Here is a 23,750-nt window from a genome sequence, read left to right on the forward strand (position 1 = left end):
CACCCGTTTTCGGGGGAGGAGCGGACTACTCCTCGCGGAGGCGGGCCGGGTCGAAGGTGATGGGGAAGGGCTCGTCGAAGGCGGCGGCGACGCCGGAGAGGTGTTCGCGTTCGAGGTATCCGCCGCCGCCCGCGGTGAGGGTGCCGGCGAGGAGGCGGGGAGCGGGTTCGAGTTCGACGCGCCAGTAGAAGGGGATGCCGGCCGCCGCGTACAGCACCGGCTTGAGCTTGCGATCGGTGACCCGGGTCGACGCGGAGGCGATCTCGACCGCCAGGACGACGTCGTGGGCGTGGACGGTGGCGGCGCCGGTGTCCACGCGGGTCCTGTCGACGACGACGAGGTCGGGGATCGCGAGACCGTCCGGCAGGAGCACGTTCACCGCCTCGTACACCTTCCACCGGCGCGGGTCCGCGGCGCGGGCGGCCCGGTGGAGGATCGAGGCCAAAAGGAAGGAGGCCTCTTGGTGGGCCAGGTTCGGGGCGGGACTCATCATGAGCTGCCCACCGACCAGCTCGACCCGCCGACTGGGGTCCTCGGGCATGGCCAGGACGTCCTCGACGGTCCAAGGGCCTTGATGCTCGTGCGCGACACTCACGATTCCTCTCCTCCTCGGTCTTCCTCCAGTGTGCCCCCCGGGCTCCGTCCGAGGTGGGCCGGTCGGTGTTCTCGTGTCGGTGGCGTCGGGGGTCGGCCTGCTCGTCGACACACCGGGCGAGGACGCGCCGCAAGCGGCGGAACACCGGCGAGCTGCCGGATCGGCACGGCTCGTGGACGGGGCGGTCCGCGCATGGCGCCGTTGTCCCGTGGCCCTCCTGCTCACGCCGGGGCGGCGGCGGCACGGTGCACCGTTCCTGTGCCAACCGCCGCCACCTGCGAAGACGCCGTATCCGGCACGCGATCCCGGAACCCGGGGACCCCGACGAGGCCGAACGGACCGTCGAACGGTCCCCCCGTTCGCTCGCGCCGAGTCAGTCGCCGGTCGGCTTGCGGGCGTTGTGGGCTCGCCCCGCGATGACCGCGCCGATGGCGGCGGCCAGGGCGTACACGGTGATGCTCGCCGCGAAGCCGCCCGGGAGCCAGTCCAGCAGGCCGGCGTTGTCGTGGTCGACGAGCTGCCGTATCGCGCCCTGGGCGCCGATGACGAGCAGCGCCATGCCGAGTACCTGGTAGAAGCCGTACTTCATGGGGCCCTCCTCGGGCTGATCACGGTTTACCATGCACTTGCACTGTAAACGCGCGGTGCCGGGTTTTGCAATGCGATCGCATGGTGAAAGTGCGAAGGAAGGCGGCGACGCCGTGCCGAAGATCGTGGATCACGAGGCGCGCAGGGCGCGGCTCGTCGAGGCCGTCTGGTCACTGACCGTGCGCGGCGGCATCGAGCAGGTGTCGTTGCGCAAGGTGGCCGAGGAGGCGGGTGTCTCGATGGGCCAGGTCCAGCACTACTACCCGTCGATGCAGGCCCTGATCCGCGACGCCCTCGACCGTGCCGTACGGGCCGTCAACGGCACCATCGAGAACGCGGTCGCCGCCGCCGACACGACCAGTCCGGAGGCCGTTCTCCGCGCCTGCCTGTACGCCCTGATCAGCCCGGCCCGGGAGGGCGCGCGGCTGATGCGCTTCGCGCTGGCGGTCGCGGGCCGGGCGGTCTCCGATCCGACGATGGCCAAGGTCCTGGCGCCGGGCGACGACGAGCTGCTCACCTTCACCGCCGGCCTCATCACGGCGGCCCGGGAGGAGCGGGGCAGCGAGCCGCGCCGCGAGGAACGCACCGACGCCGACATCTGCTGGTCCCTGGCCACCAGCCTCGGCGTGGACGTCGCCCTCGGCTACCGCACCCCGGAAGCCGCCGGACACCTCCTCGACCACCACCTCGAACAAGTCCTTCGCTGAGGGCCCGGCGAGCTCGCGGCACCGCCCCCTGCTCGCGGACAGGATCCGCCGACGGCCCCTAGGGGTGCGTAAGGGTGTGGGGGGTGGGGTGGGGGTCGTTAGCTTGGCCGGAGCTGGGGTATCGCCGTCGGTCGAGACTGGAGTTGCGTGGATGAACGGGTCCGGAACCGATTCGGCGCTGGCACTGCTGTTGGCCCAGACCGCGCCCGCCCGGCGGCGCAAGCTCGTGGTGGACCTCGTGCGGGTCGCCGTGACCGAGGCCGTCGAGTCCGTGCGGCCCGGGACCGTGACCGGGCTGGATCCGGCCGCGCCGCTGGTGGCCGTCGGGCTGGATTCGCTGGCCGCCGTGGACCTGCACCGGCGGCTGGTGGAGCGGACCGGGCTGGAGCTGCCCGTGGGCGTCGCCTACGACCGGCCCACCGTGCTCGACCTCGCCGCGCACCTGCTGGACCTGGCCCTCGACGGGGCCGCCGACGGGCCGGCCGAGGTCGCCGCGCGGGTCCGGGACGACGAGCCCATCGCCATCGTCGGCATCGGCTGTCGCTTCCCCGGCGGGGTGACCTCGCCGGACGCGCTGTGGCGGCTGCTCGACGAGGGCGGGGAGGTGCTGTCCGCGTTCCCCGAGGACCGCGGCTGGGACCTCGACGCGCTGTACGACGAGGACCCCGAGGTCCCCGGCAGCGCCTACGTCCGCACCGGCGGGTTCCTGGAGAGCGCCGCCGAGTTCGACGCCGCGTTCTTCGGCATCGGCCCCCGCGAGGCCCTCGGCATGGACCCGCAGCAGCGGCTCGTGCTGGAGACCTCCTGGCACGCCCTGGAGGACGCCGGCATCGACCCGGGCGCCCTGCGCGGCTCCGCCGCCGGCGTGTTCGTCGGCGCCGAGGTGCAGGAGTACGGGCCCCGGCTGCACCAGGCCCCCGACGGGCTCGACGCGCACCTGCTCGCCGGGAACGCGGCCAGCGTCATCTCCGGCCGCGTCGCCTACGTGCTCGGCGCCGAGGGTCCCGCCGTCACCGTCGACACCGCCTGCTCCTCCTCCCTCGTCGCCCTGCACCTGGCCTGCCGGTCCCTGCGCGAGGGGGAGTCCTCCCTCGCCCTCGCGGGCGGGGTCGCCGTCATGGGCGGGCCCGGGGTGTTCACGGCGTTCAGCCGGCAGCGCGGCCTGGCCCCCGACGGCCGCTGCAAGCCCTTCGCCGCCGCCGCCGACGGCACCGGCTTCGCCGAGGGCGTCGGCGTCCTCGTGCTGGAGCGGCTCTCCGACGCCCGCCGGGCCGGTCGGCGGGTGCTGGCCCTCGTGCGCGGCTCCGCCGTCAACCAGGACGGCGCCTCCAACGGGCTCACCGCCCCCAACGGCGCCTCCCAACAGCGCCTCATACACAGCGCGTTGGCGGACGCCGGGCTCTCGGCCGGCGAGGTCGACGCGGTCGAGGCGCACGGCACCGGCACCACCCTCGGCGACCCCATCGAGGCGAGCGCCCTGCTCGCCACCTACGGCCGGGGCCGCGCCCCCGAGGACCCCCTGCTGCTGGGCTCCGTCAAGTCCAACCTGGGCCACACGCAGGCCGCCGCCGGCGTCGCCGGGGTCATCAAGACGGTGCTCGCGATGCGGCACGGGGTGCTGCCCCGCACCCTGCACGTGGACGCGCCCACCCCGCACGTGGACTGGTCCACCGGCCACGTCGACCTGGTCACGGAGGCCCGGCCCTGGCCCGAACGCGACCGGCCGCGCCGCGCCGGCGTCTCCTCCTTCGGCGTCAGCGGCACCAACGCCCACGTCATCCTCGAAGCCCCCGCCGAAGCCGCCGAAGCCCCCGCCGCCCCCGGCGAAGAGACCACCGCCGGGCCGTTGCTCTTCCCGCTGTCCGCCCGCGGCGAGACCGCCCTGCGGGCCCGGGCCCGGGACCTGCTCGCCCCCGCCGCCGACCCGGCCCTCGCCCCCGCCGACCTGGCCCGCGCCCTGGCCGGCGGCCGCGCCGTGCTGCGCGACCGCGCCGTGCTCGTGGCCGCCGACCGCGCCGAACTCCTCGTCGAACTGGCCGCCCTCGCCGACGGCACCACCCCCCTGACCGCGCCCGCGCCCGGGGACCTGGCCCTCCTGTTCACCGGGCAGGGCGCCCAACGCCCCGGCATGGGCCGCGAACTCGCCGCCGAACAGCCCGTGTTCGCCGCCGCCCTCGCCGAGGTCGCCGGCCACCTCGACCTGCACCTGCCGCGCCCCCTGACCGAGGTCGTGTTCGCCGATCCCGGCACCCCCGAGGCCGAACTCCTGCACCGCACCGAGTACGCCCAACCCGCCCTGTTCGCCCTCGAAGTGGCCCTCTACCGGCTCCTGGAGAGCCGCGGGATCACCCCCGACCACCTCGCCGGGCACTCCATCGGGGAGATCGCCGCCGCGCACGTCGCCGGGGTGCTCACCCTCCAGGACGCGAGCATCCTCGTCACCGCCCGGGGCCGGCTCATGCAGGCCCTGCCCGAGGACGGCGCCATGCTCGCCGTGCGCGCCACCCCCGAGGAGGTGACGCCGCTGCTCACCGCCCGCACCGCGATCGCCGCCGTCAACGGCCCCCGCAACCTGGTCCTCTCCGGGGACCGCGCCGAACTCGCCGGCCTCGCCGACACCCTCGCCGCCCGGGGCCACGACACCAAGCGGCTCACCGTCAGCCACGCCTTCCACTCCCCGCTGATGCGGCCCATGGTGGAGGAGTTCCGCCGGGTCGCCCGGGTCCTGGACTACGGCCCGGCCACCCTGCCCGTGCACTCCACCGTCACCGGCCGGCCCGTCACCACCGAGATGTCCGACCCCGAGTACTGGGTCCGGCACGTCCTCGACCCGGTCCGCTTCCACGAGGCCGTCACCGGGCTCGTCGACGCGGGCGTGCGCACCTTCCTCGAACTGGGCCCCGACCCCGTGCTCAGCGCGCTCGCCCCCGAGGGCCTGGACCCCGAGCGCGCCGCCGACACCGCCTTCCTGCCCGTGCTGCGCCGCTCCCGCCCCGAGAGCCGGCAGGTGCTGGCCGCGCTGGCCGAGGCGCACGCCCGGGGCGTGCCCGTGGACTGGCGGGTCGCGGGCGGCCCGCGACCCACGTCGACCTGCCCGGGTACCCCTTCGACCGGCGCCGGTTCTGGCTCGAACAGGGCGCCCCCACCGACGCCGCCGACCTCGGCCAACTGCCCGCCGGGCACCCGCTGCTCGCGGCGGCCGTCGCGGTGGGCGCCGAGGGCGTCGTGCTGACGGGCCGGATCTCGCCGCGCACCCACCCCTGGCTCACGGACCACGTCGTCGGCGACCGGATCCTCTTCCCCGGCACCGCGTTCGTGGAACTGGCCCTGCGCGCCGGCGACCAGGTCGGCGCGGGCGCGCTGGAGGAACTCACCCTGGCCGCCCCGCTGGAGCTGCGGCCGGACGCCGAGGTCGCCGTGCAGATCGCCGTCGGCGAACCCGACGCGGAGGGCCGGCGCGCCCTCACCGTGCACTCCCGGCCCGACGCCGACACCCCCTGGACCCGGCACGCCGCCGGCACCCTCGCCGGCCAGGCCCCGAACGCCGCGACCGCGACCCCGACCGGCGCCGACGCGGGCTCCTGGCCGCCGGCCGGCGCCGAGGCCCTCGACACCACCGACACCTACCGCGAGCTCGCCGCCCAGGGCTACGGCTACGGCCCCGCCTTCCGCGGCCTGCGGGCCGCCTGGCGGCGCGGCGAGGAGCTGTACGCCGAGGTCGCGCTGCCCGAACCGGCCCGCGCCGACGCCGCCGGCTACGGGCTGCACCCCGCGCTCCTCGACGCCGCCCTGCACGCCGAGGCCCTCACCGCCCCGGACCGCGCCGAGACCCTGCTGCCCTTCGCGTGGAGCGGGGTGACCCTGCACGCGGCCGGCGCGAGCGTGCTGCGGGTCCGGATCACCCGCACCGGCCCCGACACCATCGCCCTGGACCTCGCCGACGCCGAGGGCGCCCCCGTGGCCACGATCGGGGCCCTCACCTCCCGGCCCGTGACCCGGCACGACACCCTGTACGCGATCACCGCCCTCCCGCACCCCCGGCCCGCCGACGCCCCCGCCCTACGCCTCGTGGACCTGCCGGCCGCCGCCGCCCCCGCCGCGCTGCCCGCGCTCCTCGACGGGCCCGCCCCCGACGCCGTCACCTGGCGGCCCGGCGGCGACGCGCACCGCCCCGGCCCCGACGCCGCGAGCGCCCGCGCACTCGCCCACGAGACCCTGGACCTGCTGCGCGCCTGGCACGCCGACCCCCGCACGGCCGGCGTCCGGCTCCTCGTCCTCACCCCGCCCGACAGCCCCGCCCACGCCGCCGCGCGCGGCCTGCTCCGCTCCGCGCAGGCCGAACACCCCGGCAGCGTGCTCCTCGTCGAACACCCGACGCGGCCCACCGACGCCGAACTGCGCCAGGCCCTCGCCGCCGGCGAACCCGAACTCGTGCTCACCGACGGCCGCTTCGACGCGCCCCGACTCACCCCCCGCGCCGTCACCGCGCCCACCGGCCCGGGCCGGCCCTGGGGCACCACCCTGATCACCGGCGGCACCGGCGGGCTCGGCGCCGAGGTGGCCCGGCACCTGGCGCGCGCCCACGGGGTGCGCCGGCTGCTGCTGGTGTCCCGGACCGGCCGGGCCCCCGAACTCGCCGCCGAACTCGCCGCGCTCGGCGCCGAGGTCACCGTCGCCGCCTGCGACACCGGCGACCGCGAGGCCCTGCGGACCCTGCTCGCCGCCCACCCCGTCGACTCGGTCGTGCACACCGCCGGCGCCGTCCGCGACGGACTGGTCACCACCCTCACCGACGCGATGCTCGACGAGGTCCTCGACGGCAAGGCCGCCGGCGCCTGGCACCTGCACGAACTGACCCGCGACCGCGACCTCGCCCACTTCGTGCTGTTCTCCTCCCTCGCCGCCGTCCTCGACGGCCCCGGCCAGGGCAACTACGCCGCCGCCAACGCCTACCTCGACGCCCTCGCCGCCCACCGCCACGCCCTCGGCCTGCCCGCGACCTCGCTGGGCTGGAGCCTGTGGCACGGGGCCGGCATGGGCGCCGCCCTCGACCCGGCCGCCCTGGCCCGGGTCGCCGCCAACGGCGTCCCCGGCCTCGCCCCGGCCCGCGCCCTGGAACTCCTCGACGCGGCCCTGCGCGCTGACGCCCCGCACCTGCTGCCCGTGGAGGTCGACGCCGCCGCCGTGCGCCGCCGGCCCGGCGGGGTGCCCCCGCTGCTGTCCGCCCTGGTCCGGCCCGCCGTCCGGCGCCGCGAGGCCAGCGCGAACGCCGCCGCCGGCGGACCGCTGGACCGGCTGGCCGCCGCCGACCGGCCGCGCGCCCTGCTGGAGCTGGTGCGCGCCGAGGTCGCCGGGGTCCTCGGGCACGACGGCCCCGCCGCCGTGGACCCGGCCCGCGCCTTCACCGACATCGGCTTCGACTCGCTGGCCGCCGTGGAACTGCGCAACCGGCTCGGCGCCGCCGTCGGCCTGCGCCTGCCCGCCACCCTCGTCTTCGACCACCCCAACCCCCGCGCCCTGGCCGCGCACGTCCACGACACCCTCTTCGGCGCCGCCGACCCGGCCGCCGACCCCGCGCCCGGCACCTCCGCCACCGGCCCGGACGGTCGCACCGGCACCGCCACCGCCACCGACACCGAGAGCGACCCGATCGTCATCGTCGGCATGGGCTGCCGCTACCCCGGCGGGGTCGGCTCCCCGGAGGACCTGTGGCGCCTGGTCGCGGACGGGGTGGACGCGGTCGGCGCGTTCCCCGTGAACCGGGGCTGGGACACCGACGCCCTCTACGACCCCGAACCGGGGGTCCCGGGCCGCACCTACACCCGCGAGGGCGCGTTCCTGCACGAGGCCGACGCCTTCGACGCCGCCTTCTTCGGCATCGGCCCCCGCGAGGCCACCGCCATGGACCCGCAGCAGCGGCTGCTGCTGGAGGTGTCCTGGGAGGCGCTGGAACGTTCCGCCATCGACCCCGACAGCCTGCGCGGCTCCCGCACCGGCGTGTTCGCCGGCGTGATGTACCACGACTACGGCAGTTGGCTCACCGAGGTCCCCGAGGACCTCGCCGGGTACGTCGGCAACGGCAGCCTCGGCAGCGTCGTCTCCGGCCGCGTCGCCTACGCGCTCGGGCTGGAGGGCCCGGCCGTCACCGTGGACACCGCCTGCTCCTCCTCCCTGGTCACCCTGCACCTGGCCGCCCAGGCCCTGCGCCAGGGCGAATGCGATCTCGCGCTCGTCGGCGGGGTCACCGTCATGTCCACCCCCGACACCTTCGTCGACTTCGCCCGCCAGCGCGGTCTCGCCGCCGACGGCCGCTGCAAGTCCTTCGCGGCCGGCGCCGACGGCACCGGCTGGGGCGAGGGCGTCGGCGTCCTCGTCGTGGAACGCCTCTCCGACGCCCGCCGGCACGGACACCGGGTGCTGGCCGTCGTGCGCGGCTCCGCCGTCAACTCCGACGGCGCCAGCAACGGGCTGACCGCCCCCAACGGCCCCTCCCAGCAGCGCGTCATCCGCGCCGCCCTCGCCGCCGCCGGCCTCGGCCCGACCGACGTGGACGCCGTCGAGGCCCACGGCACCGGCACCACCCTCGGCGACCCCATCGAGGCCGGCGCCCTCCTCGCCACCTACGGCCGGGGCCGCGCCGCCGACGACCCGCTCTGGCTGGGCTCGGTGAAGTCCAACATGGGCCACACGCAGGCCGCCGCCGGCGTCGCCGGGGTCATCAAGACGGTGCTCGCGATGCGGCACGGGGTGCTGCCCCGCACCCTGCACGTGGACGAGCCCTCGCACCAGGTCGACTGGACCACCGGCGCCGTCGCCCTCCTCACCGAGGCCCGGCCCTGGCCCGAACGCGACCGGCCGCGCCGCGCCGGCGTCTCCTCCTTCGGCATCTCCGGCACCAACGCCCACGTCATCCTCGAAGCCCCCGCCGAGGCCCCCGCCGAACACCCGACCCAGCACCCGGCCCAGGACGCCGGCGAGCCCGCCGAGGGTCCCGCCGGGCGGGTGTACGCCCTGCCCGTCTCCGCCCGCTCCGCCGCCGCCCTGCGCGGCCAGGCCGCCCGGCTGCGGCCCCTCGCCGACACCCACCCCGCCGACCTCGCCCGCGCCCTCGCCGACACCCGCGCCCACCACCCCCACCGGGCCGTGCTCCTGAGCACCGGACCCGCCGACACCGCCGCCGGCCTCGACGCCCTCGCCCAGGGCGCCCCGGCCCCCGAGCTGTTGGTCACCGGCCCCGCCGGCGACGGCGAACGGGCCTGGCTGTTCTCCGGCCAGGGCTCCCAACGCCCCGGCATGGGCGCCGAGTTGCGCGCCGCGCACCCCGTCTACGCCGAACACTTCGACCGGATCGCCGCCCTCTTCGACAAGCACCTCGAACGCCCCCTCGCCGAGGTGATCCTCGGCACCGACGCCGGCACCGACGCCGAGGCCGACGCCGAACTGCTGAACCGCACCGACTACGCCCAGGCCGCCCTGTTCACCACCCAGGTCGCCCTGTACCGGCTGCTGGAATCCCTCGGCGCCCGCCCCGACCGGCTGGCCGGGCACTCCGTCGGCGAGTTCGCCGCCGCCCACGTGGCCGGCGTGTGGTCCCTGGAGGACGCCGTCACCGTCGTCGCCGCCCGCGGCCGGCTCATGCGGGCCCTGCCCGCCGGCGGCGCCATGATCGCCCTGCCGGCCACGGCGGAGGAGGTGACGCCGCTGCTCGACGCGGACGCGGCCCTCGCCGCCGTCAACGGCCCCCGCGCCGTGGTGGTCTCCGGCACCGAGGCCGCCGTCACCCGGATCGCCGACCGCTTCCCCGGCGCCCGCCGGCTGCGCGTCGGCCACGCCTTCCACTCCCCGCTGATGGACCCCGTCCTCGAACCCTTCCGCCGGGTCCTGGCCGAGGTCACCACCGCCGAGCCCGTCCTCCCGATCGTCTCCACCCTCACCGGCCGGGCCGCCGACCCGACCGAACTCGCCGACCCCGACTACTGGGTGCGGCACGTGCGCGAGACCGTCCGCTTCGCCGACGCCGTCCGCACCCTCGTCGCCCTCGGCGCCGACACCTTCCTCGAACTCGGCCCCGGCCCCGTCCTGAGCACCCTGGGCCCCGACGCCGTCGCCGACGGCCCGCGCGCCGAGGAACTCCTCTTCCTGCCCACCGCCCGCAAGGACACCGACCCCGTCCGGGCCCTGCTCGCCGCGCTCGCCGCCCTGCACGTGCGGGGCGTCCCCGTGAACCTCACCGCCGCGCACGGCGGCCCGCGCGCCGGCGCCGGCGCACCCGTCGAACTGCCCACCTACGCCTTCGAGCACCACCCCTACTGGCTGCCCGCGGCCGCCCCCGACACCGGGGCCGCCACCGGGCACGGCCTGGCCGCCGCCGACCACCCCCTGGTCAGCGCCCGCCTCGACCTGCCGGGCGAGGCCGGACTGCTGCTCACCGGCCGGATCTCCACCGCCACCCACCCCGTCCTCGCCGACCACGCCGTGCTCGGCACCGTGCTCCTGCCGGGCGCCGCCCTCGTGGACCTCGCCCTGCACGCCGGGCACCTCACCGGCCGGCCCGCCCTGGAGGAACTCACCCTCCAGGCCCCACTGGTGCTGCCCCCCGACACCGCCGTCCACCTGCGGGTGGGCGCCCGCCCCGACGGCACCGTCGAGATCCACTCCCGGCCCGAGGACGCCGCCCCCGACACCGACTGGACCCGGCACGCCACCGGCACCCTGACCGCCGCCGACCCGGCCCCCGCCGCGCCCGCCGACCCGGCCCCCGCCGCCTGGCCGCCGCCCGGCGCCGTGCCCCTCGACGTCACCGACCTCTACCCCGGCCTGCACCGCGAGGGCTACGACCACGGCCCCGCCTTCCAAGGCGTGCGCGCCGCCTGGCGCCTGGGCGAGAGCGTGCTGGCCGAACTCGACCTGCCCGCCGCGCTCGCCGCCGACGCCGCCCGCCACCACCTGCACCCGGCCCTCCTCGACTCGGCCCTGCACACCACCGCCCTCCTCGACGCCCTCGACGGCCGCCCCGACCGGGACCCGACCGGCCCGGCCCTGCCCTTCGCGTGGACCGGGGTCACCGCCCACGCCCGGGGCCCGCTCACCGCCCGCGTCACCGCCCGCCGCGACGCGACCGGCACCCGCCTGGAACTCACCGACACCACCGGCGCGCCCGTGGCCACGATCGCCTCCTTCGTCACCCGGCCCGTCACCGCCGACGGCCTCACCGGCCGCCCCCGCGCCCTGTACGCCCCGGGCACCGAGCCGCTGCCCGAGCCCACCGGCCGCCCCGACCACCGCAGCTGGGCCGTCCTGCACACCCCCGGCACCGACCCGGCCGGCACCGACCCGGGCGTGGCGGGCATCACGGCCCGGTTCACCCCGGAGGACGCCGACACCCCCGACGCGGTCGTGCTGCCGGTCCGGGCCGGCGACACCACCGACCTCCCGGCCGCCGTCCGCACCGCGCTGGCCGAGACCCTGGCCGCCGTCCGGCACTGGAGCACCGACGAACGCCGCGCCCGCGCCGTCCTCGTCGTCCTCACCGACGCCGCCCTGGCCACCGCCCCCGTCCACGGGCTGGTGCGGGCCGCGCAGGCCGAGGAACCGGGCCGGATCGTGCTGGTCGCCCGCGCCGACACCACCGGCCCCGGCCCCGACCGGGCCGCGCTGGCCGCCGTCCTCGACTCCGGGGAACCCGAGGTCCTGTGGCAGGCCGGCCGGGCCCACGCCCCCCGCCTCGAACCCGCCCCCGAACCCGCCCCCGACCGGGCCCCCGACCCGGCCGCCCCGCGCCGGCCCTGGGGCACCGTCCTGGTCACCGGCGGCACCGGCGGACTCGGCGCGCTCGTCGCCCGCCGGCTCGTCGAACGCCACGGGGTCACCGACCTCGTGCTGCTGTCCCGACGCGGCCCCGAGGCCCCCGGCGCCGACCGGCTGCGCGCCGAACTCGCCGCCGCCGGCGCCCGCGCCGAGATCCTCGCCGTCGACGTCGCCGACCGCGCCGCGCTCGCCGCCGTCCTCACCGCCCACCCCGCGGACTCCGTCGTGCACACCGCCGGCGTCCTCGACGACGGACTCGTCACCGCCCTCACCCCCGAACGCCTCGACACCGTGCTGCGCCCCAAGGCCGACGCCGCCTGGCACCTGCACGAACTCACCGCCGACCGCGACCTCGCCCACTTCGTGCTGTTCTCCTCGGCCGCCGGCACCCTCGACGCCTCCGGCCAGGGCAACTACGCCGCCGCCAACGTCTTCCTCGACGCCCTCGCCCGGCACCGCCGCGCCGCCGGCCGGCCCGCCACCTCCCTGGCCTGGGGCCTGTGGAACGGCGCCGGCATGGGGGCGGGCCTGGACGCCGAGGCCGGCGCCCGCGTCGCCCGCTCCGGGATCGGCGCCCTCGACCCCGACGAGGCCCTGGCCCTGTTCGACGCCGCCGTCGCCACCGACCTGCCCGTCCTCGCCCCGGTCCGTCTCGACCCGGGCGCCCTGCGCCGCCGGGGCGCCGACCTGCCCGCCGTCCTGCGCCGCCTGGCCGGCGTCCGCCCCACCACCGCCCCCGCCGCCGGGCCCCGCACCCTCGCCGAGGTCCTCGCCGAACTCCCCGAGGCCGACCACGAGCACACCGTGCTCCAGGCTGTGCGCACCGAGGTCGCCGGCGTCCTCGGCCACAGCGGCCCCGGCGCCGTCGAACCCCGCCGCGCCTTCACCGACATCGGCTTCGACTCACTGGCCGCCGTCGAACTGCGCAACCGCCTCAAGACAGCCACCGGGCTGCGCCTGAGCTCCACCCTGATCTTCGACCACCCCACCCCCACCGCCCTCGCCGCGCACCTCCTCACCCGCCTCGCCCCCGCCCCCCGGAGCCCGCAGACGGCCCCGGCCGCGCACCCCGCGCCCCGGGACGAGACCGAGGTGCGGGCCCTCCTCGCCCGCGTGCCCCTCGACCGGCTGCGCGCCGACGGCCTCCTGGACCGGCTGCTGGCCCTGGCCGGCCCCGAACCGGCCACGCCCGCGCCCGCGCCCGAACCGGCCGCGCCCGCCGGGGACCTCAGGTCCATGGACGTGGCCGACCTGGTCCGCGCCGCCCTCGGCCGCACCACGAACTGAGCCCCACCCCGCCCCACCCCGCCCGTCACCCCGTCACACCGCCACCGCAGCGCCGCCGACCAGCAGGGAGCGACACCGACCGTGGACACATCCGTCGAGCAGATCGTCGAGGCGCTGCGCGAGTCAATGCTCGAGAACGAGCGGCTGCGCCGGCAGAACGAGCGGATCACCGAGGCCGCCCACGAGCCCGTCGCCATCGTCGCCATGAGCTGCCGCTACCCCGGCGGGGTCGGCAGCCCCGAGGACCTGTGGCGGCTCGTCGCCGACGAGGTGGACGCCGTCGGCGAGTTCCCCGCCGACCGCGACTGGGACGTGGACGGCATCTACGACCCCGACCCCGACGCCCCGGGCCGCACCCACGTCCGCGAGGGCGGCTTCCTGCACGACGCGCCCCTGTTCGACCCCGCGTTCTTCGGCATCAGCCCCCGCGAGGCCCTCGCCATGGACCCCCAGCAGCGGCTGCTGCTGGAGACCTCCTGGGAGGCGTTCGAACGCGCCGGCATCGACCCGCACGCCCTGCGCGGCTCCCGCACCGGCGTGTACGCGGGCGTCATGTACCACGACTACGGCAGTTGGCTCACCACCGTCCCCGAGGGCGTCGAGGGGCACCTCGGCAACGGCAACCTGGGCAGCGTCGCCTCCGGCCGGGTCTCCTACACCCTCGGCCTCGAAGGCCCCGCCGTCACCGTGGACACCGCCTGCTCCTCCTCCCTCGTGGCCCTGCACACGGCGGTGCGGGCCCTGCGCGCCGGCGAGGTCTCCCTCGCGCTGGCCGGCGGGGTCACCGTCATGTCCACCCCCGACACCTTCATCGACTTCTCCCGCCAGCGCGGCCTCGCCCTCGACGGCCGCTGCAAGTCCTTCGCCGAGGGCGCCGACGGCACCGGCTGGGGCGAGGGCGTCGGCATGCTGCTCCTCGAACGCCTCTCCGACGCCCACCGCAACGGCCGCCGCGTCCTCGCCGTGATCCGAGGCAGCGCCCTCAACCAGGACGGCGCCAGCAACGGCCTCACCGCCCCCAACGGCCCCTCCCAGCAGCGGGTCATCCAGGCCGCCCTCGCCGACGCCCGCCTCGCCCCCCACCAGGTGCACGCCGTCGAGGCGCACGGCACCGGCACCCCCCTCGGCGACCCCATCGAGGCCCAGGCCCTCCTCGCCACCTACGGCCAGGGCCGCGAGCACGCCGAACCCCTCTGGCTGGGCTCCGTGAAGTCCAACATCGGCCACACGCAGGCCGCCGCCGGCGTCGCCGGAGTGATCAAGATGGTCATGGCCATCCGCCACGGCCGGCTCCCGCGCACCCTGCACGCCGACCGGCCCACCTCCCGCGTGGACTGGGAGGACGGGGCCGTCGAACTGCTCCGCGAGGCCCGCGACTGGCCCGCCGGCCCCGAACCCCGACGCGCCGCCGTCTCCTCCTTCGGGATCTCCGGCACCAACGCCCACGTCATCGTCGAGGCCGCCCCCGAACCCCCCGAACCCGCCGCGGCCCTCCCGCACCTCGCCGGCCCGCTGCCGGTGGTCCTGACCGGCAAGGACCCCCGGGGCCTGGCCGCCCACGCCGCCCTCCTCCTCGACCACCTGCGCACCACCGGCGACCCGCTGCCCGAGGTGGCCCACGCCCTGGCGACCACCCGCGCCGCCCTCGACGAACGGGCCGTGGTCGTCGGCGCCGACCTGCCCGCCCTCACCGCCGGCCTGACCGCGCTCGCCGAGGGCTCGGACGCCGCCCACGTGGTGCGCGGCGCGCCCGCCGGCGAGTCCCGGGTCGCGTTCGTCTTCCCCGGCCAGGGCTCCCAGTGGCCCGGCATGGCCGCCGACCTCCTCGACTCCTCGCCCGTGTTCGCCCGCGCGATGGCCGACTGCGCCGCCGCCCTCGCCCCCTACACCGACCGCGACCTCCTCGACGTGATCCGCTCCCGCGAGCCGCTGGAACGCGTGGACGTGGTGCAACCCGCGCTGTGGGCGATCATGGTCTCCCTCGCCGAGCTGTGGCGCGCCCACGGGGTGCGCCCCGGCGCCGTCATCGGCCACTCGCAGGGCGAGATCGCCGCCGCCTGCGTCGCCGGCGCCCTCAGCCTGGCGGACGGCGCCCGCGTCGTCGCCCTGCGCTCGCGCGCCATCGCCGAGGTGCTGTCCACCGGGCGCGGCGGCATGATGTCGGTGGCCCTGCCCGAGGCCCGGGTCCGCGAACTCCTCGCCGAGCACGCCGAACACGGCGCCGGCGTCTCGATCGCCGCCGTCAACGGCGCCTCCTCCACCGTCCTGTCCGGGGACGCCGACGCCCTCGACGCCCTGCGCGAGCGGATCCTCGCCGACGGGGGCCGCGCCAAGCGCCTCCCCGTGGACTACGCCTCGCACTGCGCGCACGTGGAGGAGATCCGGGACCGGCTGCGCGTCGACCTCGCCGGCATCGAGGGCCGGCCCGCGAGCGTGCCCTTCTACTCCACCGTCACCGGCGCCCCCTTCGACACCACCGGCCTCGACGGCGCGTACTGGTACACCAACCTGCGTCAGGCCGTGCTCTTCGAACCCACCGTGCGCGCCCTCCAGGGCGCCGGCTACGGGGTGTTCGTCGAATGCTCCCCGCACCCCGTGCTGCTGCACGCCATCGCCGAGACCGCCGACGCCGACGGCCGCGACCTGACCACCCTGGGCTCCCTGCGCCGCGAGGACGGCGGCCCCGACCGGGTCCTCACCTCCCTCGGCGAGGCGTTCGTCGCCGGCCTGCCGGTGGACTGGACCACGGTGTTCGGCGGCCCCGCCCGCCCCCTGGACCTGCCCACCCACCCCTTCCGCCGCGACCGCTACTGGCTCGGCCGTTCCCCCGAGACCGGGGACGTGGGCGCCGCCGGCCTGACCGCCGCCGCCCACCCGCTGCTCGGCGCGGCCCTCACCCTCGCCGACAGCGACACCGTGCTGCACACCGGCCGGCTCACCCGCGCCGGCGCCCCCTGGACCGCCGACCACGCCGTGCACGGCACCACCCTGCTGCCCGGCACCGCCTTCGTGGACCTCGCGCTGAGCGTCGGCCACGGACTCGGCTGCGGCCGGCTCGCCGAACTCACCCTGCGCGCCCCCCTCGTGCTGTCCGCGCGGGGCGCCGTCCTCCTCCAGGTCCGGGCCGCCGCCCCCGACGCCGACGGGGCCCGCGCCCTCACCGTGCACTCCCGGCCCGAGGAGCCCGCCGACGGGCCCTGGACCGAACACGCCGTCGGCCTGCTCGTCCCGAGCGGCGCCGCCCCGGAGTTCGACCTGAGCGCGTGGCCGCCGGCGGGCGCCGAGGCGGTGCCCGTCGAGCGGGCCCACGAGCACCTGGCCGCCCTCGGGCACGCGTACGGGCCGGCGTTCCGGGGACTGCGCGCCGTGTGGCGGCGCGGGGACGAGACCTTCGCCGAGGTGGAACTGCCCGAGGAGGCCGGCCCCGCGAGCGGCTTCGGCCTGCACCCGGCCCTGTTCGACGCCGCCCTGCACGCCGACGCCCGCCCCGAGGAGACGGGCGCCGGCGAGGCCCCCGCGCGGCTGCCGTTCGCGTGGACCGGCGTCAGCCTGTACGCGGCCGGCGCCACCGCGCTGCGCGTGCGGATCGGGGGCGGCGGCGCCTCCGACACCCTCAGCCTGCACCTGGCCGACCCCACCGGCGCCCCCGTGGCCGCCGTCGAGGCCCTGGTCTCGCTGCCCGCCGACCCCGCCGCGCTCACCGCCCCCACCCCGGCGGCCCGGGACCTGTACCGGCTGGACTGGCCCACCGTGCCCGCCCCCGGCCCCACGCACCCGGTCCCCGCGCACACCGTGCTGGGCGCGCGGGACCTCGCCGAACTCGCCGAGATCCCCGCCTGGGTGGTGCTGGACGCCGTCGGCGACCCGGCCGACCCGATCGGCTCGGTCCACGCGCTCACCGCCCGGGTCCTGGACCTGCTGCGGGACTGGCTCGCCGACCCGCGCACCGCCGACGCCCGCCTGTTGGTCCGCACCCGGGGCGCGGTGCCCGCCGCCGGCGGCCCCGTCACCGACCTCGCGGCCGCCGCCGTGCACGGCCTGGTCCGCGCCGCGCAGGGCGAGCACCCCGACCGCTTCGTCCTCGTCGACACCGACCCCACCGCCGACCCGGCCGAGGTCGAGGCCGTCGTGCGCGCCGCCGCCGGCACCGGCGAGCCGCAACTCGCCGCGCGCGCCGCCGCCCTGCACGTCCCCCGCCTGGGCCGCGCCCACCCCGCGCCCGGCGCCCGCCCCGCCCTCGACCCCACCGGCACCGTCCTGATCACCGGCGGCACCGGGGTCCTCGGCGGACTCGTCGCCCGCCGCCTGGTCACCGAACACGGCGTGCGCCGGCTCGTCCTCGCCGGCCGCTCCGGCACCACCGCCGCCGACCTCTCCGACCTCGCCGAACTCGGCGCCGAGATCCACCTCGCCCGCTGCGACGCCGCCGACCGCGAACAACTCGCCCGGCTCCTGGACGAGATCCCCGACACCCACCCCCTGACCGCCGTCGTCCACCTCGCCGGCGCCCTCGACGACGGGCTGATCACCGACCAGGACCCGGCCCGCGTCTCCGCCGTGCTGCGCCCCAAGGCCGACGCGGCCTGGCACCTGCACGAACTCACCCGCGACCGCCCCGAGCTGCCGCTGGTGCTGTTCTCCTCCGCCGCCGGCACCGTCGACGGCGCCGGCCAGGCCGGCTACGCCGCCGCCAACGCCTTCCTCGACGCCCTCGCCGCCCACCGCGCCGACCTCGGCCTGCCCGCCCTCTCCCTGGCCTGGGGCTTCTGGGAACAGCGCACCGGACTCACCGCCCACCTCACCGAGGTCGACGTGGCCCGCATGGCCCGCGCCGGCGTCCGCCCGCTGAGCACCGAGGACGCCCTGGGCCTGTTCGACACCGCCCTCACCGGCGCGGCCGAACCCCTGCTGGTCCCCATCGGCCTCGACCTGCCCGCGCTGCGCCGCGCCGGCGAGGTCCCCGCCGTGCTGCGCGCCCTCGTGCCCGCCGCCCTGCGCACCGCCGCCGCCCGCACCGCCCCCGCCTCCCAGGTCGAACGCTGGGCCGCCCTCGACCGGGCCGGCCGGGACGCCGCCCTCGCCGAACTCGTCCGCGGGCACGTCGCGGCCGTCCTCGGCCACGGCGCCGACATGACCCTCGACCCGCGCCGCTCCTTCCGCGAGGTCGGCTTCGACTCCCTCACCGCCGTCGAACTGCGCAACCGGCTCGGCGCCGCCGTCGGCCTGCGGCTGCCCGCCACCCTCGTCTTCGACCACCCCGACGCCGGCGCCCTCGTCGCCCACCTGCGCACCGAACTCTTCGGCGACGCGACCCCCGACACCGGCACCGACGCCGACACCGTTCGGGCCGCCGGCGCCGCCCGCGACGGGGCCGACGAACCCATCGCCATCGTCGCGATGGCCTGCCGCTTCCCCGGCGAGGTCCGCACCCCCGAGGACCTGTGGCGGCTGCTCGCCGACGGCCGCGACGCCATCGGCCCCTTCCCCGAGGACCGCGGCTGGGACCTCGACGGGCTCTACCACCCCGAACCCGGCACCCTGGGCCGCACCAGCACCCTCGAAGGCGGGTTCCTCTACGACGCCGCCGAGTTCGACCCCGAGTTCTTCGGCATCGGCCCCAAGGAGGCCCTCGCCATGGACCCCCAGCAGCGGCTGCTGCTGGAGACCTCCTGGGAGGCCCTGGAACGCGCCGGCATCGACCCGCACGCCGTGCGCGGCACCGCCACCGGCGTGTACGCGGGGATCATGTACCACGACTACGGCAGCCGGCTGCGGCGCGTCCCCGACGCCGTCCGCGACCACCTCGGCAACGGCAGCCTCGGCAGCGTCGCCTCCGGCCGGGTCTCCTACACCCTCGGCCTCGAAGGCCCCGCCGTCACCGTGGACACCGCCTGCTCCTCCTCGCTGGTGGCCCTGCACCTGGCCGCGCAGGCCCTGCGGGCCGGGGAGTGCTCGCTGGCCCTGGCCGGCGGCGTCAGCGTCATGTCCACCCCCGACACGTTCACGGACTTCAGCAGGCAGCGCAATCTCGCCGCCGACGGCCGCGCCAAGTCCTTCGCCGACGGCGCCGACGGCACCGCCCTGTCCGAGGGCGCCGGTGTCCTCGTCCTCGAACGCCTCTCCGACGCCGTGCGCGCCGGGCACCCCGTGCTCGCCGTGGTGCGCGGCTCCGCCGTCAACCAGGACGGCGCCTCCAACGGCCTGACCGCCCCCAACGGCCCCTCCCAACAGCGCGTCATCCGCGCCGCGTGGGCCGCCTCCGGGATCACCGGCGCCGACGTGGACGTGGTCGAGGCCCACGGCACCGGCACCGCGCTCGGCGACCCCATCGAGGCGCAGGCCGTCCTCGCCACCTACGGCCAGGGCCGCGAACACGGCGAACCCCTGCGCCTGGGCTCGATCAAGTCCAACCTGGGGCACACGCAGGCCGCCGCCGGCGTCGCCGGGGTCATGAAGACCGTCCTCGCCCTGCGTCACGGCCTGCTGCCCCGCACCCTGCACGCCGACACCCCCAGCACCCGCGTGGACTGGACCGCCGGCCGGGTGGACCTCGCCGCCGCCGACACCCCCTGGGAGCCCTCCGGCCGGCCGCGCCGCGCCGGCGTCTCCTCCTTCGGGATCTCCGGCACCAACGCCCACGTCATCATCGAGGAAGCCCCCGCCCCGGCCCCGGCACCCGAACCCGCCGACGACCCCGCGCCCGCCGGCCCCCTGCTGCCCGTGCTGCTGTCCGCCGCCGACCCCGAGGCCCTCGCCGCCCAGGCCGAACGCCTCGCCGCCGTCGCCGCCGACCACCCCCTGCCCGACCTCGCCCGCTCCCTGGCCACCGGCCGCGCCGCCCTCGGCCACCGCGCCGCGATCACCGCCCGCGACACCGACACCCTGCGCACCGCCCTGACCGCCCTGGCCGCCGGCGCCGGCGCCGAGGGCCTGCTGCGCGGCCGGCCCGTCGGCGGCGGCCTCGCCGTCCACTTCTCCGGCCAGGGCGCCCAACGCCCCGGCATGGGCCGCGCCCTGTACGCCGCGCACCCCGTCTTCGCCCGCGCCCTCGACGAACTCTGCGCCGCCCTCGACCCGCACCTGGACCGGCCGCTGCGCGCCGTCATGTGGGCCGAACCCGGCACCGAGGACGCCGCCCTCCTCGACGACACCCTCTACACCCAGAGCGCCCTGTTCGCCGTCGAGGTCGCCCTGCACCGCCTGATCGAATCCTTCGGGATCCGCGCCGACTGGCTCGCCGGCCACTCCATCGGCGAACTCACCGCCGCCCACCTCGCCGGGGTCTGGGACCTGCCCGACGCCGCCCGCCTGGTCACCGCCCGGGGCCGCGCCCTGGCCGAACTGCCCGACGGCGGCGCCATGCTCGCCCTGGAGGCCGAGGAACACGAACTGGCCCCGCACCTGGGCCCCGAGGTGTCGATCGCCGCCGTCAACGGCCCCCGCGCCCTGGTCGTCTCCGGCGCCGAGCACGCCGTGGACACCATCGCCGCCGCCTTCCCCGACCGGCGCGCCAAACGCCTTCGGGTCCACCACGCCTTCCACTCCCCGCTCACCGAACCCGCCCTCGCCGTGTTCGAGAAGACCGCCCGCGACGTGCGTCACAACCCGCCCACCCGCGCCGTGCTCTCCCTGCTCACCGGGGCCCGCGCCGCGGACGAGGAGCTGACCTCTCCCGAGTACTGGGTCCGGCACGTGCGCGAAGCGGTCCGCTTCGGCGACGGCGTGCGCACCCTGGAGGCCGCCGGGGTCCGCACCCACCTCGAACTCGGCCCCGACGCCGTGCTCTGCCCCATCGGCACCGGGGCCCTCGCCGACCCCGACGCCTCGCTCTTCCTGCCCGCCCTGCGCCGCGACCGGGACGAGGAGGAGAGCCTCGCCGCCCTGCTCGCCGCCCTCCACGTGCGCGGCGTGCCCATGGACCGCGCCCGGGTCTTCGCCGGCGCCGGCGCCCGCACCGTCGACCTGCCCACCTACCCCTTCCGGCGTCGCCGGCTGTGGCTGACCGACACCCCCGGCGGCGCCGGCGACGCCCGCGACCTGGGCCAGAGCCCCGCCGGCCACCCCCTGCTCGGCGCGAGCCTCGCCCCCGCCGACACCGACACCCTCACCCTCACCGGCCGGCTCGCCCCCGACACCCACCCCTGGCTCGCCGACCACGCGGTCGCGGGCACCGTCCTCGTGCCCGGCAGCGCCTTCGTGGAACTGGCCGTCGCCGCCGGCGACCGGGTGGGCCTGGGCCGGCTCGCCGAACTCACCCTGGAACGCCCCCTGACCCTGCCCCCGCACGGCGCCGTCCACCTCCAGGTCGGCGTCGGCGCCCCCGACGCCGAAGGCCGCCGCGCCCTGACCGTGCACGCCCGACCCGAGGGCGACGAGGGCCCCTGGACCCGGCACGCGGGCGGCCTCCTGGCCGTCGCCGAGGCCCCCGAACCCGAGCCCCTGCCCACCTGGCCGCCCACCGGCGCGACCCCGGTGGACGTCTCCGGGCTCTACGAGCACCTCGCCGACCAGGGCTACGCCTACGGCCCCGCCTTCCGCTGCCTGCGCGCCGCCTGGCGGCTCGGCCCCGAGGTGTGGGCCGAACTGGCCCTGCCCGAGACCGCGTCCGCCGAGGGCCACACCCTGCACCCGGCGCTGCTGGACTCCGCCCTGCACGCCCTGGACCTGCTCGACGGGCAGGACCCGACGGTGATGACCCTGCCGTTCTCCTGGTCCGGGGTCACCGCGCACGCCGCCGGCGCCGCCGCCCTGCGGCTGCGCCTGACCCCCCTGGGCCCCGACGCGGCGGCCCTGCGCCTGTACGACGAGACCGGCGCGCCCGTCGCCGAGGTCGCGGACCTGCGGATCCGGCAGGTCACCGCCGAACAGCTCGGCGCCGCCCGGGCCGAGGCCGGGGAGCTGTACGCCGTGGACTGGGTCCCCGCCGACCTGCCCGCGGCCACCGGGACGACGCCCGCCCCGCGCGTGTTCACCGTGCCCGTCGACCCGACCGGGCAGCCGCCGGCGCGGGCCCGCGAGGCCCTCGGGCACGTGCTGGACGCGCTGCGCGAACACCTCGCCGGACCCGCCGAGCCGGCCGGGCCGCTCGTGGTCCTCACCCGCTCCGCGCTCGCCCCGGCCGGGCCGCCCGACCCGGCGCAGGCCGCCGTCTGGGGCCTGGTGCGGGCCGCCGCCGTCGAACACCCCGGCGCCGTCGCCCTCGTGGACACCGACGGGCACCCCGACTCCGTCCTCGCCCTGCCGGCCGCCCTCGCGAGCGGCGCCCCCGAACTCGCCCTGCGCGCCGGGACCGCGCACCGGCCCGTGCTCACCCCCCGGCCCGCCCCCGCCGAACCGCCCGCCCCGGCCGGCCTCGACCCGGAGGGCACGGTGCTGATCACCGGCGGCACCGGCGCCCTGGGCCGGCTGCTGGCCCGACACCTGGTCACCCGGCACGGCGCCCGCCGGCTGCTGCTGACCGGCCGCACCGGCCGCGTCGACCCCGCCTTCACGACGGAACTCGCCGCCCTCGGCGCCGAGGTCACCGTCGCGGCCTGCGACGCCGCCGACCGCGAGGCCCTGGCCGCGCTGCTGGCCGCCGTGCCCGCCACGCACCCGCTGACCGCCGTGGTGCACGCGGCGGGGGTCCTCGACGACGGGCTCGTGACCGAACTGACCGACGAACGCCTGGAGCGGGTGCTGCGGCCCAAGACCCACGCCGCCTGGCACCTGCACGAACTCACCCGGGACGCCGACCTGGCCGCCTTCGTGCTGTTCTCCTCCGCCGCCGGCACCCTCGGCGCGGCCGGCCAGGCCAACTACGCCGCCGGCAACGCCTTCCTCGACGCCCTCGCCGAACTGCGCCGCTCCGAGGGCCTGCCCGCCCTCGCCCTGGCCTGGGGCCTGTGGGACACCGGCACCGACACCGGCATGGGAGCCGGCCTGGACGCCACCGCCCTGCGCCGGCTGGCCCGCGACGGAATCCTGCCGCTGCCCGCCGACCGCGCCCTGGCCCTGTTCGACCGGGCCCTGACCGAGGACCGCGCCGCCCTGCTGCCCGTGCACGTGCGCAGCACCCCCGACGCGCCCGCCCTCGTGCGCGCCCTGGCCCCGGCCCGCCCGCAGGCCCCGGCCCGCCGCCTCGCCCAAGGGGCGGGACCCGCGCCGGAGGCCGACCCGGCGGCCCGCTGGAGCGCCCTGGCCGCCGGCGCGCGCCGCACGGCCCTGGCCGAGCTGGTGCGCGGGCACGTGGCCGACGTGCTCGGACACGAGAGCGCCGAGGCCGTGGACCCGCAACGGCCCCTCGGCGACCTCGGCGTGGACTCGCTGGCCGCCCTCGACCTGCGCAACCGGCTGGTCGCCGACACCGGCCTGCGCCTGTCCAGCACCCTCACCTTCGACCACCCCACCGCCGACGCGCTGGCCGCGCACCTCTTCGAGGAACTGCCCGGCGGCGAGGAGGACGGCACGCCGGCGGTGGACGCCGAGGCGGAGGTGGTGCGGCTGGAGGCCCTGCTCGCCGAGGCCCTGGCCCGGGCGGCCGTGGACGCCGAACAGCGGGCCCGGGTCGGGGCCCGACTGCGGGCCCTCAGCGCCCGCTGGGAAGGGACCGGGGACGCGGGAGCGCCCGCCCCGGGCCCGGCCGAGGCGGGCCCCGGCACCCTGGAATCGGCCACGGCCGACGAACTGTTCGACATCCTCGACGGCGAACTCGGCGCCCTCGGGTGACCGGCACCCGCGCCCGCGCCCGGGACGCCGCCCACGGGCGGGGCCCCGGGCGCGGGCCG

The 23,750-nt window shown here is 77.9% G+C and carries 6 protein-coding genes; 4 read left to right on the plus strand and 2 right to left on the minus strand.

Annotated features, from left to right (window positions below):
• Positions 1-25: 25 nt before the first annotated feature.
• Both ACN20G_RS36320 and ACN20G_RS36325 read right to left on the minus strand, forming a co-directional pair.
• Positions 26-595 carry a Uma2 family endonuclease gene (locus ACN20G_RS36320; protein ID WP_424217634.1) on the minus strand — a complete coding sequence of 190 codons (570 nt, stop codon included), beginning with the start codon at positions 593-595 and terminating at the stop codon, positions 26-28.
• 373 nt (positions 596-968) lie between these two features.
• Positions 969-1,217, minus strand: coding sequence for a hypothetical protein (locus tag ACN20G_RS36325; protein ID WP_424217635.1), 249 nt, complete (start codon positions 1,215-1,217; stop codon positions 969-971).
• A 79-nt stretch (positions 1,218-1,296) separates the two neighbouring features.
• Between ACN20G_RS36325 and ACN20G_RS36330 the strand changes: the two genes are divergently transcribed.
• The 4 genes from ACN20G_RS36330 to ACN20G_RS36345 all read left to right on the plus strand — a co-directional run bounded on the left by ACN20G_RS36330 (position 1,297) and on the right by ACN20G_RS36345 (position 23,691).
• Entirely contained in the window at positions 1,297-1,890 is a 594-nt protein-coding gene (locus tag ACN20G_RS36330; protein ID WP_424217636.1) for a TetR/AcrR family transcriptional regulator, read from the plus strand.
• A gap of 151 nt (positions 1,891-2,041) precedes the next feature.
• On the plus strand, positions 2,042-5,122 hold the full coding sequence (locus tag ACN20G_RS36335; RefSeq protein ID WP_424217637.1) for a type I polyketide synthase: 3,081 nt from the start codon (positions 2,042-2,044) through the stop codon (positions 5,120-5,122).
• Complete coding sequence (locus tag ACN20G_RS36340) at positions 5,098-12,984, plus strand: type I polyketide synthase (protein WP_424217638.1); 7,887 nt, start codon at positions 5,098-5,100, stop codon at positions 12,982-12,984. Before ACN20G_RS36335 ends, ACN20G_RS36340 begins: the two co-directional genes overlap by 25 nt.
• Positions 12,985-13,065: 81 nt before the next feature.
• Entirely contained in the window at positions 13,066-23,691 is a 10,626-nt protein-coding gene (locus ACN20G_RS36345) for an SDR family NAD(P)-dependent oxidoreductase (RefSeq protein ID WP_424217639.1), read from the plus strand.
• Positions 23,692-23,750 lie beyond the last annotated feature (59 nt).

The organism is Streptomyces dryopteridis (assembly GCF_049606955.1).
In the GTDB taxonomy this organism is placed as follows: domain Bacteria; phylum Actinomycetota; class Actinomycetes; order Streptomycetales; family Streptomycetaceae; genus Streptomyces.